Source organism: Microbacterium sp., from assembly GCF_011620665.1.
In the GTDB taxonomy this organism is placed as follows: Bacteria; Actinomycetota; Actinomycetes; order Actinomycetales; family Microbacteriaceae; genus Microbacterium.
Window position 1 is genome coordinate 24,441 of record NZ_WOYQ01000008.1, and the last position, 15,587, is coordinate 40,027.

General features: G+C 70.9%; 13 protein-coding genes. 6 read left to right on the forward strand and 7 right to left on the reverse strand.

Annotation, left to right across the window (positions count from 1 at the left end; genetic code table 11):
• The first annotated feature begins 9 nt into the window (after positions 1 to 9).
• Genes QZV81_RS01745 through QZV81_RS01760 form a run of 4 tightly spaced genes read left to right on the forward strand, consistent with a single transcriptional unit; the run spans position 10 to position 5,157 of the window.
• A complete protein-coding gene (locus tag QZV81_RS01745) occupies positions 10 to 1,074 on the forward strand; it encodes an acetamidase/formamidase family protein (RefSeq protein WP_363331570.1) in 1,065 nt (354 codons plus the stop codon).
• Positions 1,071 to 2,642: an AtzH-like domain-containing protein gene (locus QZV81_RS01750; RefSeq protein WP_292831549.1), complete on the forward strand. Its 1,572-nt coding sequence runs from the start codon at positions 1,071 to 1,073 to the stop codon at positions 2,640 to 2,642. The genes QZV81_RS01745 and QZV81_RS01750 overlap by 4 nt, the downstream gene beginning before the upstream one ends.
• Positions 2,642 to 3,865, forward strand: coding sequence for an alanine--glyoxylate aminotransferase family protein (locus QZV81_RS01755; protein WP_292831552.1), 1,224 nt, complete (start codon positions 2,642 to 2,644; stop codon positions 3,863 to 3,865). The genes QZV81_RS01750 and QZV81_RS01755 overlap by 1 nt, the downstream gene beginning before the upstream one ends.
• Positions 3,862 to 5,157, forward strand: coding sequence for an allantoate amidohydrolase (locus QZV81_RS01760; RefSeq protein WP_292831555.1), 1,296 nt, complete (start codon positions 3,862 to 3,864; stop codon positions 5,155 to 5,157). The genes QZV81_RS01755 and QZV81_RS01760 overlap by 4 nt, the downstream gene beginning before the upstream one ends.
• 33 nt (positions 5,158 to 5,190) lie before the next feature.
• Here QZV81_RS01760 and QZV81_RS01765 read toward each other — a convergent pair whose 3' ends face one another.
• Positions 5,191 to 5,808 carry a TIGR00730 family Rossman fold protein gene (locus QZV81_RS01765; RefSeq protein ID WP_292831558.1) on the reverse strand — a complete coding sequence of 206 codons (618 nt, stop codon included), beginning with the start codon at positions 5,806 to 5,808 and terminating at the stop codon, positions 5,191 to 5,193.
• Positions 5,809 to 5,880: 72 nt separating this feature from the next.
• Here QZV81_RS01765 and QZV81_RS01770 point away from each other — a divergent pair, with 72 nt between their 5' ends.
• Positions 5,881 to 7,248, forward strand: coding sequence for an amidohydrolase family protein (locus QZV81_RS01770; protein ID WP_292831561.1), 1,368 nt, complete (start codon positions 5,881 to 5,883; stop codon positions 7,246 to 7,248).
• Positions 7,249 to 7,285: 37 nt separating this feature from the next.
• Here QZV81_RS01770 and QZV81_RS01775 read toward each other — a convergent pair whose 3' ends face one another.
• From QZV81_RS01775 to QZV81_RS01800, 6 genes are read right to left on the reverse strand one after another with little or no spacing between them, the layout of a single operon-like run.
• The gene (locus QZV81_RS01775; protein WP_292831566.1) at positions 7,286 to 8,194 is read right to left on the reverse strand and encodes an ABC transporter permease subunit; all 909 of its coding nucleotides are present in this window, start codon (positions 8,192 to 8,194) and stop codon (positions 7,286 to 7,288) included.
• Positions 8,191 to 8,997: an ABC transporter permease subunit gene (locus QZV81_RS01780; RefSeq protein WP_292831569.1), complete on the reverse strand. Its 807-nt coding sequence runs from the start codon at positions 8,995 to 8,997 to the stop codon at positions 8,191 to 8,193. The genes QZV81_RS01775 and QZV81_RS01780 overlap by 4 nt, the downstream gene beginning before the upstream one ends.
• Position 8,998: 1 nt before the next feature.
• Complete coding sequence (locus QZV81_RS01785) at positions 8,999 to 9,820, reverse strand: ABC transporter ATP-binding protein (protein WP_292831572.1); 822 nt, start codon at positions 9,818 to 9,820, stop codon at positions 8,999 to 9,001.
• 4 nt (positions 9,821 to 9,824) lie between these two features.
• On the reverse strand, positions 9,825 to 10,925 hold the full coding sequence (locus QZV81_RS01790) for an ABC transporter substrate-binding protein (RefSeq protein ID WP_292831576.1): 1,101 nt from the start codon (positions 10,923 to 10,925) through the stop codon (positions 9,825 to 9,827).
• Between the two features lie 44 nt (positions 10,926 to 10,969).
• Positions 10,970 to 13,738, reverse strand: a complete 2,769-nt coding sequence (locus tag QZV81_RS01795; RefSeq protein WP_292831579.1) for a molybdopterin cofactor-binding domain-containing protein — start codon at positions 13,736 to 13,738, stop codon at positions 10,970 to 10,972.
• On the reverse strand, positions 13,735 to 14,538 hold the full coding sequence (locus QZV81_RS01800; protein WP_292831582.1) for an FAD binding domain-containing protein: 804 nt from the start codon (positions 14,536 to 14,538) through the stop codon (positions 13,735 to 13,737). The genes QZV81_RS01795 and QZV81_RS01800 overlap by 4 nt, the downstream gene beginning before the upstream one ends.
• 122 nt (positions 14,539 to 14,660) lie before the next feature.
• On the opposite strand from QZV81_RS01800, the gene QZV81_RS01805 reads away from it, so the two are divergent.
• The coding region (locus QZV81_RS01805; RefSeq protein ID WP_292831585.1) for an XdhC family protein at positions 14,661 to 15,587 on the forward strand (927 nt) is incomplete at its 3' end.

Here is a 15,587-nt window from a genome sequence, read left to right on the forward strand (position 1 = left end):
CAACCCGGAATGGGGCCGATCCCCGGAGAGCACTACGTCCCCGCGTCTCCCGCGACCGTGCTGTGGGGCCGTCTGCCGTGCGAAACCGACGTCCCGGTGCTCACAGTGGCCGGGGGTGCGACGGTGACCTTCGACACCGTCAGCCACGAGGGCATCCTCCCGGACCAGGGGCAGGATCCGCTCGGCTACTTCACGGGGTACGGTGTGGAGCCCGATGCCGTGCTGGCTGACGCGATCGAGATCGCGGCATCCGTGCCCCGCGACCTCGTCCTCGACGGCCCGCACGTGATCACGGGACCGGTGTTCGTGGAGGGTGCCGCTGTCGGTGACCTGCTGAAGATCACCGTCGTGTCGCTGCAGACGCGGGTGCCGTACGGTGTCATCTCCAACCGGCACGGCAAGGGTGCGCTGCCGGCCGTGCTGCCGCGCGGCCCCGAGAACGTGTCCGTCTTCACGCCCGTGACCGGCGGATCGGCGAGCCTGCCGCTCGTCGACGGCGGCGAGCGCGTCGTGACGTTCCCGCTCGCGCCGTTCCTGGGGACCATGGGTGTCGCCGTCGCAGGGTCAGAACGCCCGCACTCCGTGCCGCCGGGTGCCCACGGCGGCAACATCGACATCAACCTGCTCGTCGAGGGGTCCATCCTGTACCTTCCGGTGCAGGTGGCCGGGGCGCTCGCGTACGTCGGCGATCCGCACTTCGCACAGGGCGACGGCGAAGTCGCGCTGACCGCGCTGGAGGCCTCGCTGCGGGCGACGCTGCGCTTCGACGTCGTGCCGCGCGACGCGGCTCTCGCCGCCTTCGGCGAGGTCACCGGTCCGCTGGTCCGCACGAGCGAGTATCTCGTTCCGACCGGTCTGGACCCCGACCTCGGGGAGGCCATGCGCCTGGCGGTCCGTGCTGCCCTCGACCTGCTCATGGCCCGCTACGGCATGGATGAGCACCTCGCCTACGCCTACCTGTCGGCGGCGACCGACTTCGACATCTCGCAGGTCGTCGACATCGTCTGCGGGGTGCACGCCCGCATCCGCGAGTCGGATTTCGCCGCGGTCGCCGTGGCAGAGGAGCCCACGTGAGCGGGATTCCCGATGATCTGCGCGCGGCATTCGACGCGTACGAGACGGCACTCATGGCCAACGATCTCGATGCGCTCGACGCGGCCTTCGCGCCCGGGGGGCAGACCCTGCGGGGCGACGGCACCGGGCTGCTGGTCGGGCACGACGCCATCAGCGCCTTCCGTGGCGTGCGCGGCGGGGTCGCGCCCCGCCGGATCGAGCAGATCGAGTACCGGCCGCTCGCCGAGGGCGTCGCCCTGCTGGCGTCGGTCTCGCGCTATCACGGCGGCGGCACCGGACTGCAGACGCAGGTGTGGCAGCTGATCGACGGATGCTGGCTCATCACGGCCGCACACGTGTCCCCCCGCGCGCAGGCCCTGGACAGATCGGTATGGCGCACCGTGGGCGATCCGCTCTGGCAGGGCGCGTGGGAGGGTCCGCTCGCCGGACTCGCGGTCGCCGTGAAAGACGTGTTCGCGGTCAAGGGCTACCGCATCGGTGCGGGTAACCCCGCGTTCCTCGACTCGGCGCGCGCCGAGACGACGACGGCCCCCGCTGTGGCCGACCTGCTGCGGGGCGGGGCGTCTCTGCGCGGCATCGCCCGCACCGACGAGTTCGCCTATTCGGTCGCCGGCGACAACGTCCACTACGGCACGCCCCCCAACGGCGCCGTTCCGGGGGCACTGCCCGGCGGGTCGTCGAGCGGACCGGCCTCGGCCGTCGCGACGGGCCAGGCCGACATCGCCCTGGCCACCGATACGGCCGGCTCCGTGCGCGTGCCCGCGTCGTATCAGGGTCTCTGGGGACTGCGCACGACCCACGGCCTCGTGCCCCGCCAGGGGGTGCTTCCTCTCGCGCAGAGCTTCGACACGGTCGGGTGGCTCACCCGCGACGGCGACACGCTGCAGCGCGTCGCCGACTGGTGTCTCAGCTACGACGGATCCGAGTCGACCGAGTCGGTGTACGGCGAGTCCGCCGACGACCTTCCCTGGCGGTTCCTCGTGCCGGACGAGGCGATGCAGGCCGCAGAACCAGAGACCCGAGCGGCATTCGAGGCGCTGGTCGCTTCATCCGGCCTGCCCGTCGAGCGGGTCTCGATCGGAGACCTCGACGACTATCTCGTCCCATTCCGCACGGTGCAGGGCGCGGAGGCGTGGCGCAACAACGGCGACTGGCTGCGGGCGCACCCCGGTTCGGTCGGGCCGGCGGTGGCCGAGCGCTTTCGCGTCGCCGCGGCGATCACCGCCGACGACGAAGCGGCCGCGCGCGCGGCGCTCACGCCGCTGCGCGCGCGGATGCAGGACCTGGTCCGCGACGCGGTGCTGCTGCTGCCGACCGTTCCCGGACCGGCTCCGCTGCGCACAGCCCGAGGACAGCGCGTGGATGCCGTTCGCCGGGCCACGCTGCGAATGACCGCTCCCGCCGCGGTCGGGGGCCTTCCCGCCGTGTCCCTCCCGCTCCTGACCCTCCCCTCGTCCCTCGGTCCTGCGCCCGTCGGCGTGTGCCTCGTGTCGCGGGCCGGCACCGATATCGCCCTGGTGCGACAGGGGATCGCCCTGCACGCCCGGGCCTGCAGAACGGAGTCCTGATGATCCCCGGGCCTATCGACCCTCCGGCGCGCCTGCTGATGGGCCCGGGTCCGATCTCGGCCTACCCGAGCGTGCTGCGTGCCATGGGCGCGCCCCTGGTCGGCCAGTACGACCCGTTCATGACGTCTGCGATGGCCGAGACGCAGGAGCTGTACCGGGGCGTCTGGAACACCGCCAACGAGGCCACCGTGCTCATCGACGGCACGAGTCGCGCCGGAATCGAGGCCGCGATCGTCTCGCTCGTGCGTCCCGGCGATCGTGTGCTCGTTCCCGTCTTCGGCCGGTTCGGCCATCTCCTGGCCGAGATCGCCGAACGGGCCATGGCCGAGGTCCACACGATCGAGACGGACTGGGGGCAGGTGTTTCCGGCATCCGTCATCGAAGAGGCGGTCGTGCGCGTCAGGCCCGCGCTGCTGGCGCTCGTGCAGGGCGACACGTCCACGACGATGAACCAGCCGCTGGAGGACATCGGGGCGATCTGCGCGCGCCACGGGGTGCTGTTCTACTCCGACGCGACCGCCACCCTCGGCGGCAACGCGTTCGACGCCGACGCGTGGGGACTCGATGCCGCGACCGCTGGACTGCAGAAGTGCCTGGGCGGGCCGAGCGGCTCCGCTCCGCTGACTCTCAGCCCGCGCGCCGTGGAGGTCGTCACGGCGCGCAAGAGGATCGAAGCCGGCATCCGTGAGGACGGCGATCCCTCGTCGACCGACTTCGTGCGCTCCAACTACTTCGACCTCGGGATGATCCTCGACTACTGGGGCCCGCGACGGCTGAACCACCACACCGAGGCGACGTCGATGCTCTACGCGGCACGCGAGTGCGCGCGCGTGCTGCTCGGCGAGGGCCGCGACCAGGTGATCGCCCGGCACGAGTCAGCCGGTCGCGCCATGCTCGCGGGGGTCCAGGGCCTGGGCCTGGGCGTCTTCGGCGACATCGCGCACAAGATGAACAACGTCGTCGCGGTCGAGATCCCCGCCGGTGTGCCGGGGGATGCCGCCCGCGCGGCCCTGCTGGAGGACTTCGGCATCGAGATCGGAACCTCCTTCGGCCCGTTGCACGGCCGGGTCTGGCGCATCGGGACGATGGGCTACAACGCCCGGAAGGATGCGGTCCTGACGACCCTGGCCGCGCTGGAGGCGGTGCTTCGCCGCTTCGGCGCGTCCGTTCCGGCGGGAGGCGGCGTCGAGGCGGCCGACGACGTCTTTTCGGGGACGGCATGATGCCGGCATCCCGCCTCCTGCACGCGCCCCCCGACGCCGTCGCGGCGGCCGCCCGTCGTGTCATGGCGCGCTGCGACGAGCTCGCCCGCGTGACCGCGGCACCCGGGCGGATCGAGCGGGTCTACCTCTCGCCCGAGCATGCGCGCGTGAACCGGCTGGCGGCCGAGTGGATGCGCGAGCTCGGCATGCACACGTGGCAGGATGCCGCCGGCAATCAGGTGGGCCGCATCGGCGACCCCGCCGCGCCGGCGCTGCTGCTCGGCTCGCATCTCGACACGGTGCTCGACGCCGGTCGGTACGACGGCATCGCGGGCGTGCTCATCGCCCTGGAGGTCGTTCGGCTGCTGCGCGTGCCCGTCGAAGGCGGCTGGGCGCTGGATCTGCCGTTCGCCATCGAGGTCGTGGCATTCTCGGACGAGGAGGGCACCCGCTTCGGCAAGGCGCTGCTCGGGTCGTCGGCGGTCGCCGGCGGCTGGGACGAGGCCTGGTGGACGCTGTCCGATGCTGACGGGGTGACCCTGCGACAGGCGTTCCTCGAGTTCGGGCTCGACCCGGCCCGCGTCGGCGAGGCCGCCCGGCGGCCGGACGAGCTCGTCGGCTACCTCGAGGCGCACATCGAGCAGGGCCCCGAGCTGGATCGCGCCGGCGAGCCGCTCGCGGTGGTGTCCTCGATCGCGGCCGCGCGCCGGTTCCAGTTCGTCGTCGAGGGCGAGGCGCGCCACGCCGGCGGCACCCCGTACGACATGCGCCACGACGCGCTGCTGGGTGCGAGCGAAGCGGCGCTCGCCGTCGAGCGGATCTGCGCCGCCGAGCATCACGTCATCGGCACGGTCGGGCGGTTCGAGGCGTTCCCCGGCGCGGTCAACGTCATCCCCGGCGAAGTGCAGTTCTCGCTCGATCTGCGTGGCGAGTTCGACGGCGAGCGCGACCGGGTGTGGGCCGCCCTCGGCCGCGCTCTCGACGAGATCATGGGCGGCCGTGGGCTGCGCTGGCGCGCCCGGGAGATCCACCGCGCTTCCGCGGTGTTCTGCGCGCCACTCCTGCAAGACGTCGTGCGCGCCGGCATCACGGCGGCGCTCCCCGCGCGCGCCGAGGCTCCCCCCGTGATCTTCAGCCGGGCCGGGCACGACGGCATGGCGCTCGGCGCGATCACCGATGTGGGGATGCTCTTCCTGCGCAATCCGGACGGCATCAGCCACCACCCCGACGAGTCGGTCGGCGCGGTCGACGTGGCCCACGGCATCCGGGCGCTGACCGAGTCCGTTCTGCACCTGGCGGCCGAACCGCGCTGAGCACGCGCTCCAGCCGTGCCGTGCCGCGCGCGGTCAGGGCCGGACGGGCAGCGACAGCGCTCCGGTCATCTCGGCGCCCGGTGAGACGGTGCTGCGAGCGGGTGGCACGTAGTCGCGCAGGCGCGCCAGCGCTTCGTCGGGTTCGGAGGCCACGACGAGCATGTCGGTGTAGCGCGGATGAGTGAAGCCGCGGTCGCGCATCGTGGCGACGAAGGCCAGCAGCGGAGTGAAGTAGCCGGCGACGTTCAGCAGCCCGACGGGCTTCTCGTGGATGCCCAGCTGAGCCCATGTCCACTGCTCGGTGAGTTCCTCGAGGGTGCCGGGACCGCCGGGCAGGGCGAGGAACGCGCTCGCGCGCTCGGCCATGAGCAGCTTGCGCTCATGCATCGTGTCGACCAGGATCAGCTCGGCGATGCTGTGGTTGACGTTCTCACGCGCCTGCAGAGCGCGCGGGATCACGCCGGTCACGTGCGCGCCGGCCCGCACGGCCGCATCGGCGACGGCCCCCATGAGACCCACGTGCCCGCCGCCGTAGACGAGGTCCATGCCGCCTCGGCCGATCGCCGTGCCGACTGCGCGGGCCGCGTCGAGGTAGATCGGGTCGAAGCCGGGCGAGGAACCGCAGAAGACCGTGACAGTGAACCGAGACATGTGCCGACGCTAGATCCTTCGTGTTTCCGTGTCGTGACAGGTCGGAAACATCCCTTGACTACGGTGGCGGGCATGTCGCTCCTCGTCGTCCATGCCCGTCTCATCACCGTCCCGGCCGGTACCGACGACCCCGGGTACGTCGAGGACGGCTGGATGCTGGTCGAGCACGGACGCATCGCCGCGCTCGGCGCCGGCACGCCGAGCGTCACCGCCGACGAGACGCTCGACGTCGCGGGCCGGTTCGTCGCGCCGGGCTTCGTCTCGAGCCACTCGCATCTGTTCACGAGCGGGCTCCGCGGCCTCGGCGTCGCCGACACACTGTACGGCTGGTGCGATTCGATGCTCGGCTCGACGGCGCACATGACCGCCGAGCAGCTCTATTGGTCGACGCTGCACGGATCGCTGGACTTCCTGTCGAACGGGGTCACGACGGCTTACAACTTCACCGACCCGCTCCAGGCGTGGGAGTCGATGGTCGACGGAAGACGCGCCGGCACGGCCGACCTGCGGGGGCTGGACTACCACTTCCGTCAGGCGGACGGCGCGCGAGACTCCGGCATCCGCTTCGTCGACGCTTCCGGCATGGATGTCACGGTCGGCACGGAGGACGAGGTCTTCGACCGCTTCGCGGCGGAGATCGCCCACACCCGGTCCATGGACCCCGACTATGCGCTCGGGACTTCGATCATGGGACAGGTGCAGTGGTCTCCGCATCCGGAGGCGGCCGCGTTCGAGGTCGAGGCGATGCGCCGCCACGGCGTCACGAACCAGGCGCACTTCCTTGAGTCGCCCGAAGCGATCGTGCATCAGCAGTCCAAGTTCGCGCTGTACCGGGATGCCGGGGCTCTCGGGCTCGGGCTCGTGTTCGGCCATTTCATCCAGACGACGCCCGAGATCATCGCCGAAGCTGCCGCGGGCGGCGCTGCCATGTCATGGCAGCCGGCGTCGAACGGTCGGCTCGCCTCGGGTGTGGCGCTGGTTCCCGAGATGCTCGAGATGGGCATGCGGGTGGGTGTCGGCCTCGACGACCAGGCCTGCACCGACGTGAGCGATCCGTGGCAGAACATGCGCATGGGCATCTACATGCAGCGCGCGCGGACGAAGGATCCGCTGTCGATGATGCCCGAGACCATGCTGCGGCTGCACACCCTCGGCGGCGCCGAGATCATGGGCGTGGACGATCGGGTCGGCTCGCTGGAGGTCGGCAAGTTCGCCGACTTCGTCGTGGTCGATCCGCGGATGCCCGACGTCGGCCCGCTGTGGCATCCGGTGCGCTCGTACGTGCTCGCGATGAGTCCTCGCAACCTGAAGGCGGTGTACGTCGGCGGAGAGCTCGTCAGCGCCGACGGCGTCTCGACCAATCCGCTCGCCCCCGAGGCCTCGGCGAGGCTGCACGAGCTTCCTGCCGCGCTGGTGCCGCTCCGCGGGCGCCCGCACTGAGCGACGGGCGCCGGCTCGCCGGCACATCGCGCCCGCGTCAGCCTGCGCCGACCGTCATACCCATGCGGTTGAGGACGATGTTCTCGACGATCTGGACGATGTTGTACAGCAGCAGCGTGATGATCGTGATGAGGGCGATCGATGTCCACAGCTGAGTGAACTGCGCCTGCGCGTTGAACTTCAGGATCGATCCGCCGATGCCCGTTCCGGTCGACAGCCACTCGGCCAGCAGCGCCCCGGTCACCGCGCCGGGCACCGAGACGCGCGCCGCGGCGAACACCGACGGCAGCGCGCCGGGCATGTTGACCTTGCGCAGCGCCGTGAACCGGCCACCGCCGAAGACGTGCACGACGTCCAGGCTCTGCTGGCCGGCTCGGCTCAGCCCGAACAGGACGTTGGCCAGAGCGGGGAACAGCACGACGATCGTGCCGATCACGGCCACGGATGCCGTCGTTCCCCTGCCCGTCATCAGGATGATCACGGGGGCTATCGACACGAGGGGGATCGTGCGCAGCAGCAGCACGAGCGGCATGACGCCCGCCTCGATCGCCTTGGAGAGGCTGAATGCGACGGCCAGGATGATCGCGATGAGCATGCCGACGACGAAGCCGAGCGACGAGTCCGCGAGGGTCTGGCCGACCAGCGGGAACATCTGAGCGCGGTGATCGGCGGCATCCTCCGACGTCACGAGGAACTCCCAGACGTCGAGGGGCCCCTTGGCGATGTACGGGGAGATGCCCGTGAGGCTGACGACCGCCTGCCACAGCAGCAGGAGCACCACGAGAGTGATCGTCGCGTTGCCGAGTGATCGGCCGACAGTGCGGCGCAGCGCCCGCCGCCGATCGATCTGCAGCCGGGCCTGCGCGGCGGCATCGGCCGCGATCGCGAGCTGCGCGGTCGGCTCGCTCGATGCGCCGGCGTCGACGGCCACGCGACGGATCATCATGCCGACTTCCCTGCCACCCAGGGGGTGACGAGCTTGATCACCAGGCCGAACAGGCCATACGCGACGAGGGCGAACACCGCGCACAGCAGGAACACCGACCAGACTCCGGCCGAGTCGAGCTGTCCCTGCAGCCGGATGAGGGTCGGTCCGACACCTGCGGTGATCGAGCCGAGATACTCGCCCAGCACGGCACCGAGGAACGCGGTCGGGACGGCGATCTGGAGCGCGTTGAGGATCGCCGGGAGGGCGGCGATCACCCGGACCTTGCGCAGCTGCGTCCAGGCGTTGCCGCCGAACACGCGTACGACGTCGAGGGAAGCCTTGTCGGCCGACTTGAAGCCGAGGATCGCGCCGACCACCGTTGTGAACACGCACACGAGAGCGGACAGGAAGATCGCCGTCGCGGAGGGGTCACCGGGGTTCTTCGCTCCGCCCAGGACGACGATGGAGATGCCGCCGACCGCGACGATCGGCAGGCAGTAGGTGACCACGGCGATCTGGGTGATGACCGTCTCGGTGCGGGGAAAGACGAGGACGAAGGTCGCGAGGACGAGCGCGATGCCGTTGCCCCAGAGGTAGCCGAGGCCGGCGGCTGTGACAGTGGGCTGGAACACGTTCCACGCGCCGGCGATGTTCCCCTGCACGAACAGCCAGTCGAACACGGCGCCGGGCGACGGGACGGGAGTGAAGGTCGTCCCCTCGCGCTGCTGGAAAGCCACGAGCGAGAACAGCCACCAGGCGAGGATCAGCGCGACCGCGCCGATGATGGTGGCCAGCCAGGTGGGGATGCGGGCCCGCGCCACTTCAGGCCTCCGCTTCGGCATGCCCGTCCGCGCCGAACAGCAGCTCGGAGGCACGATCGACGAGCGCGTGGAACTCGGGGGTCCGCATCATCTCAGGCGTGCGCGGGCGCGGCAGGTCGACCTCGATGATCTCCTTGACGCGGCCCGGCCGCGGCGACATCACCGCGACGCGGTCGGCGAGGAAGATCGCCTCGCTGATGCCGTGCGTGACCAGCAGAGTCGTGGCGGGCTTCTCGGTCCAGATGCGCAGGAGCTCGAGGTTCAGGTTCTGCCGCGTCATGTCATCGAGCGCGCCGAACGGCTCGTCCAGCAGGAGGACGGACGGCTTGAGCACGAGGGCCCGGGCGATCGATGCCCTCTGCCGCATGCCGCCGGACAGCTGCGCGGGCTTTGCGCCGGCGAACTCGCGCAGGCCGACGAGGTCGATGAGCTCATCCACGTACGCCCTGTCGACGGAGCGGCCGGCCACCTCGAACGGCAGCTCGATGTTCTTGCGGATGCTGCGCCAAGGCAGCAGCGCGTGGTCCTGGAAAGCGATGCCCAGCTCACTCGCAGCACGCAGTTCGTCGGGTGTCTCCCCGTCCACCACGGCCGTGCCGGTCGTGGGGTGGTCCAGCGCGGCGAGGATCCGGAGGATCGTCGACTTGCCGCAGCCGGACGGGCCGAGCAGGGCCAGAAACGACCCCTTCTCGGTGTGCAGATCGGTGTCCTGCAGGGCGAGCAGCGAGCGGCCGCCGCGAAGGGCGAACGATTTCGATACTCCTGAGATCTGGATGCCGGTGCCCGAGGGGGCACCGGCATCCACGGGGTGTGCGAGAGTCATCTCGTTACGGAAGATAGTTCTTCAGCTCGGGGTTCTCGGCGTAGATCTCGTCGATGATCGTCGTGTCGAACAGGTCGTCGGCCGTGAGGTCCCAGCCCGATGTGGCCAGCGATGCGAGCGTCAGCGCCTTCAGGTCGTCGGAGATCGTGAACAGGCCGTTGGCCTCGGTCTCGTCGGTCGAGATGAGCTTGGCCTGCGCCTCCAGGCCGGCCTGGACCTTCGCGGGGTCGAGATCGCCGAAGGTCAGGTCGCCGGCGGCCGCGGAGTCGTTGTAGTGCTCGACGACCTTCGCGACCGTGTCGCCGATCGGCTGGGTGAAGGTGTCGGTCCATCCCTTGATCTCGGCGATCAGGAACGCCTTGATCAGCTCGGGGTTCTCGGCGAGGTACTGGTCGGTCACGGCGTACGACTCGGCGACGTAGGGCAGACCGTTCTCTGCGTAGGCCAGGTTGGTGATCTCGTAGCCGGCCATCTCCACCGTGATCGCTTCGTTGGTCAGGTAGGCCATGAACCCGTCGACGTCGCCGTTCATCAGCGGGGTCGGGTCGAAGTCGACGGGGACGATGGTCAGCTCGTCCTCGGAGATGCCGTTGGCCGCGAGCAGCGCCTTGAAGACGGAGGCGTTGGAGTCCTGGACGCCGATCTTCTTGCCGATCAGGTCTTCGGGGGTCGCGATGTCACCGCCGTCCTTGAGCGAGAGAATCGTGAACGGGTTCGCCTGGAAGGTCGTGGCGATGATCTTCAGCGGGGCGTCCTGCTCGGCGACGGCGGCGCCGACCGAGGCGGCGTCGCTCAGCGCGAACTGCACGGTGCCGGACAGGAGCTTGGCCACGCCCGTGTCGGGGCCGGCGACGCCGGTGACCCCGGAGAATCCCGCTTCTTCGTAGTAGCCGTTGTCCTCGGCGTAGTACTCGCCGGCGAACTCCTCGTTCTTGATCCAGGAGTACTGGATGCTGACCTCGCCGAAGTCGGCGGCGGCCTCACCCGAGGCGGACGAGGCCGGCGTGGACGCGCCGGATGAGCAGGCGGACAGAGCGAGCGCGGCGACTGCCGCCAGCGTCAGGACGGCTCCGCCGCGACGGCGAAGGCTGTGAGAGGTGTGCATCGGGTCTCCTTAAGTGCAAAGGTGCACCCGCGACCCTAGAGCGTTCACGTTTCGGGAGCTTGCGCGGTCCTGTTTCTGGGATGTGACGCGAGGCGCCAGATCCGGTCGCGGCTGAACGGCTGCACGAAGGGTCGGGCTCCGAGCGCGCGCGCGACGGCATTGCCGATCGCGGGGGCGACCGGGTTGTAGGGGGATTCGCTCATCGACTTCGCTCCGAACGGACCCAGATCGTCGCTCGTGTCGGCGAAGTACACCTCGGTCGTCGGGACGTCGGCGAACTGCGGCACACGGTAGGTGCGGAACACAGGGTTGGCGACGCGGCCGTCGGAACCCACCATGATCTCCTCGTACAGCGCGCTGCCGATGCCCTGCGCTGCGCCGCCCTCGATCTGGCCGCGGCACTGCGCGGGGTTCATGACGAAGCCGGCGTCGGCCGATTGCACGGACTGCAGGACGCGGACCGTTCCGGTCTCGGGGTCGACCGCCACGCGCGCGGCGTGCACGTTGAAGGCGAGCGACCGCTGGTCCCCGAGCTCGCTGCCGTCGGCGGTCAGTTCGCCGAGAGCCGTCAGCTCGGCGAAGCCGACGGTTCGCGTCGGGGTGAGCACACCCTCGGGCAGCAGCTCCGCCAGCGTCGAGTCGGTGCCGGTGAGCTCGGCTGCGCGCTCGCGCATGGTCCGCGCGAGAGCCAGGCACGCGGCGTGCAGTGCCTTTCCGGCCACGGTGATCCCGGCCGACGCGAAGGCGCCGGTGTCGTGGGCTACGGCATCCGTGTCGGCGTGCCACAGCTCGAGTCGATCGGACGAGGCCGCCAGGTCGGTTGCGGCGATCTGGCGGAGCACCGTCGTGGTGCCGTTTCCGAACTCGGCCGTGCCGGCACGCAGCAGGAAGGTGCCGTCGGACCGGAGCGTCGCCGACGTGTGCGCGATGTGCCCGAAGGGGGCCATCGTCGCGATCATCGACGCCGCCATGCCTTCGCCCACCAGCCACCCGTCCGGCGCCGCGACGCCATTGCCGCGCCGGAGTGCATCCTGGGCGAGGTCGAGGCACTGGTCCAGGCCGTAGCTGCCCCAGACGAGGTCCTCTTCGTAGGGGTCGGCGTCCGGATGCAGCGGATCGCCCTCGCGCACGGCGTTGATGCGGCGCAGGTCGAACGGATCCATCCCGAGCCGCTCAGCGAGCATGTCCATCGCCGATTCGACGCCGAGGATCACCTGCCCGAGTCCGTAGCCGCGGAAGGCCCCCGACGGCACGTTGTTCGTATACACCACTTCCGCGTCGAGTCGTCGCGCCGGCACCCGGTAGAGCGTGGTGGACTCGGCCAGTGAGTGGAACATGACTCCGCGCGAGTGGTTTCCGTACGCCCCGGTGTCGCTGAGCAGATCGACGCGCAGCGCCGTGAGGTGCCCGTCCGCGTCGGCGCCGAGGTCGACGCGGACGCGCATCGGATGCCGGAGCGCGGCACGGACGAACTCGTCGGTGCGCGAGAACTCGTAGGCGACCGGGCGGCCGGTGCGCAGCACCGCGAGAGCGACGAGGTCCTCTGTGAAGATCTCCTGCTTGCCGCCGAATCCGCCGCCCACGCGCGCCGTGTGCACGCGGACCCGATCGTGGTCGAGGTCGAAGAGGTGGGCGATCTCATCGCGGGCGAGGAAGGGGACCTGTGTCGAGGAGCGGATCACGAGGCGCCCGTCGTCGTCGAGCCAGCCGATCGACCCGTGCGTCTCGAGCTGCGCATGGGCGACCCGCGCGGTCTGCCAGGTGCCGGACACCGTCACCGCGCTCGTGGCCAGGGCCGCATCCGCGTCGCCCGTGCGGTCATGGACGGCCGCGATGACGTTGCGGTGTGCCTGATCGACGCGTTCCGCCGGTGTGCGATCGGGGTGCAGAAGCGGCGCGCCGGGTCGGCGGGCCGCTTCAGGGTCGAACACGGCCGGCAGCACCTCGTAGTCCACGCGAACCAGTCGGCAGGCGGCGTCTGCGGCCTCAGCGGTCTCCGCGACGACGGCCGCGACGCGCTGGCCGATGTGTCGGACGACGGTGTCGAGCATCAGCGTGTCGTCGGGATCGTCGGTGCGGTGTTCGTGTCGGCCCGACGAGTATCGGCGCTGCGGTACGTCCTCGTGCGTGAAGACGGCCACGACGCCCGGCACGGCGCGGGCGGCGGCGGCCTCGATCCGGACGATCCGCGCGTGCGCGTGCGGGCTGGCCACCACCCGCAGCACGAGTGCGTCGGCGGCCGGGTGACCGGGGGGCAGATCGAACGTGAACGGCTCGCGCCCCTGAACGATGCGCCGCGCAGCCTCTGGCCGCACCGACTGCCCGACGGTTTCCGCATCCCTCTCTGCACCGCGGGCCGCGGGCCGTCCGGCCTCGCGGACCGCACCCAGGATGGCCTCACGGATGGGGCGGTAGCCGGTGCACCGGCAGAGATTGCCCTTCATTCGTCGGTCGAGTGCGTCCGGATCGCTCAGATCGGCTGCGCACAGGGTGGATGCCGTCACGCTCATCCCCGGCGTGCAGAAGCCGCACTGGAACCCGAAGCCCGCCGCCAGTGCCTCCTGGACGGGATGCAGCTCATCCCCGGGCGCGAGGCCGGCGGCCGTCGTGATGTCGCGGCCGTCGACGCGGACGGCGGGGATCAGGCAGGAGTGGACGGGGACGCCGTCCAGCAGCACGGAGCAGGCGCCGCAGTCGCCGGCATCGCACCCCTTCTTCACCTCGGTGTGCCCGGTTTCGCGCAGCAGTGTCCGCAGACACTGGCCCGGGCGCGGCACGGCTTCGACGCGGATGCCGTCGACGGCGAACCTCATGAGAGCTGCGTCCGGATGCGCTCGGCCAGCACGCCGCTGACGGCACGGCGCCAGTCGGCCGCGCCCAGCGGGTCGGTGTAGTAGCCGTCGGCCGATCCCACGGCATCCGCCAGCTCGTCTGCGGATGGCAGCCGGGGAAAGCGCAGCACGGTTGGGGTGAGAGTGGCGGCGGTGACGGTGAACACCGCGGCGCCGGTCTCGTCGACCCGCCCGGTGGTGACGGCGCCGGAGCGGCCGAGCTCGGCCAGAGCGATCTTGCGCAGGAGCGCGCGCGAGCGCAGCGCGGCGGCGGGCAGGGTTACGGCGCGCAGCACGTCGTCGACGGCGAGCGCCGTCATGCCGTTGCCGGTGATGAGCTCGCTCACCGGCATCCGCACGTCCTCGCCCGCGCGCCAGATCTCGGCCTCGGCGTCGAGGGCGACGCAGAGCGAGACCATCGCGGCGGCCGCGAACGCCCGGCAGATGTTGCCGCCGACGGTCGCGGTGTTCCAGATCTTGAACGAGGCCAGCAGCGCGTTCGCCGCGTCGGGGACCAGCGACGCCGCCGGCCACTCCGGCGGCGCGTCGGCCGCCCACGCGACCAGCGTCGCGATCGGGCACGTCGCCGCGATGCGCAGGCCCTCCTCTGTCTCCTCGAGATCGGGCCATCCCATGCCGGTCAGGTCGACGAAACCGGTCACTGCCGGCTGCGGTTCGCTCATCAGCCAGGTCCCGCCCGCGATCAGCGTCTCTCCGGGCGAGAGCTTCAGGTCGGCGCGCGTGCGGGCGACGCGGTACGAGCGCACCGTCGTGATGTCCATCGCGCCCTCCCGGTCGGCCCGCGGGCAGATCCCCGCGTGTGACGAGTGAAACAGACGGCCGTTTCGCCGGTGTTTCATACAGCCGCAACAGCCCGGCAACGTCGGCCCTCTACCGTGGGGCCATGCGTGACATCCTGCCCATCGCCGCCGAATGGGCGCGAGCCGGCCGATCGTTCGCCCTCGCGACCGTCGTCGGCGTGACCGGCAGCGCACCCCGCGAGATCGGGGCGAGCATGGTCGTCTCGGCCGACGGCGAGGTCTTCGGGAGCGTCTCGGGCGGTTGCGTCGAGAGTGCCGTCTACGAGCGCTCCCTCGAGGTCGTCGATTCCGGGATCGCGTGCGTCGAGCGGTTCGGCTACAGCGATGCCGACGCCTTCGCCGTGGGGCTCACCTGCGGAGGGGTGATCGACGTGCTCGTGCGCGCCGTTCCGGTCGGCAGCGCCCCCGCGGCCGACCTCGTGCTGCTGGCCGAGCGAGAAACTCGGGCGGTCGCCACCGCCTTCACGCTCGTGACGAGCGGCCCGGACCTCGGACGCGGATGGCTCGACGCCGACCCGTCGGATGACGCCGACTCCGTGACGGTGCACGTGGGGACGCCGGCTCGACTGATCATCGTCGGGGCGGTCGAGTTCGCCGTCGCTCTCAGCCGGCTCGCCGTGGCCGTCGGCATGCGGGTCAGCGTCGTGGACCCGCGCTCCGTGTTCGCGACGGCCGAGCGCTTTCCCGGCGCGGAGGTCGTCGTGGCCTGGCCCGACCGCTATCTGGCCTCCCAGCGACTGGACGGGCACACCGCCGTCTGCGTGCTCAGCCACGACCCGAAGTTCGACGTGCCCGCTCTCTGCACAGCCCTCGCCTCGCCAGCCGGCTACGTCGGCGCGATGGGCAGTCGGCGCACGCATGAAGACCGTCGTCGCCGCCTGATCCAGGCGGGTGTTCCGCCGACCGGGCTGGAGCGGCTGCGCTCGCCGATCGGCCTGGACCTCGGGGGCCGGACGCCCGAGGAGACCGCCCTGTCGATCCTCGCCGAGATCATCGCAGACCGGCACGGC

Excerpts from the sequence above, each read along its gene's own strand:
- QZV81_RS01770 (WP_292831561.1), top strand. The coding sequence starts at position 5,881 with ATGTCGCTCCTCGTCGTCCATGCCCGTCTCATCACCGTCCCGGCCGGT.
- QZV81_RS01785 (WP_292831572.1), bottom strand. The coding sequence starts at position 9,820 with ATGACTCTCGCACACCCCGTGGATGCCGGTGCCCCCTCGGGCACCGGC.
- QZV81_RS01765 (WP_292831558.1), bottom strand. The coding sequence starts at position 5,808 with ATGTCTCGGTTCACTGTCACGGTCTTCTGCGGTTCCTCGCCCGGCTTC.
- QZV81_RS01755 (WP_292831552.1), top strand. The coding sequence starts at position 2,642 with ATGATCCCCGGGCCTATCGACCCTCCGGCGCGCCTGCTGATGGGCCCG.
- QZV81_RS01795 (WP_292831579.1), bottom strand. The coding sequence starts at position 13,738 with ATGAGGTTCGCCGTCGACGGCATCCGCGTCGAAGCCGTGCCGCGCCCG.
- QZV81_RS01790 (WP_292831576.1), bottom strand. The coding sequence starts at position 10,925 with ATGCACACCTCTCACAGCCTTCGCCGTCGCGGCGGAGCCGTCCTGACG.
- QZV81_RS01745 (WP_363331570.1), top strand. The coding sequence starts at position 10 with ATGGGGCCGATCCCCGGAGAGCACTACGTCCCCGCGTCTCCCGCGACC.
- QZV81_RS01775 (WP_292831566.1), bottom strand. The coding sequence starts at position 8,194 with ATGATGATCCGTCGCGTGGCCGTCGACGCCGGCGCATCGAGCGAGCCG.
- QZV81_RS01760 (WP_292831555.1), top strand. The coding sequence starts at position 3,862 with ATGATGCCGGCATCCCGCCTCCTGCACGCGCCCCCCGACGCCGTCGCG.
- QZV81_RS01800 (WP_292831582.1), bottom strand. The coding sequence starts at position 14,538 with ATGGACATCACGACGGTGCGCTCGTACCGCGTCGCCCGCACGCGCGCC.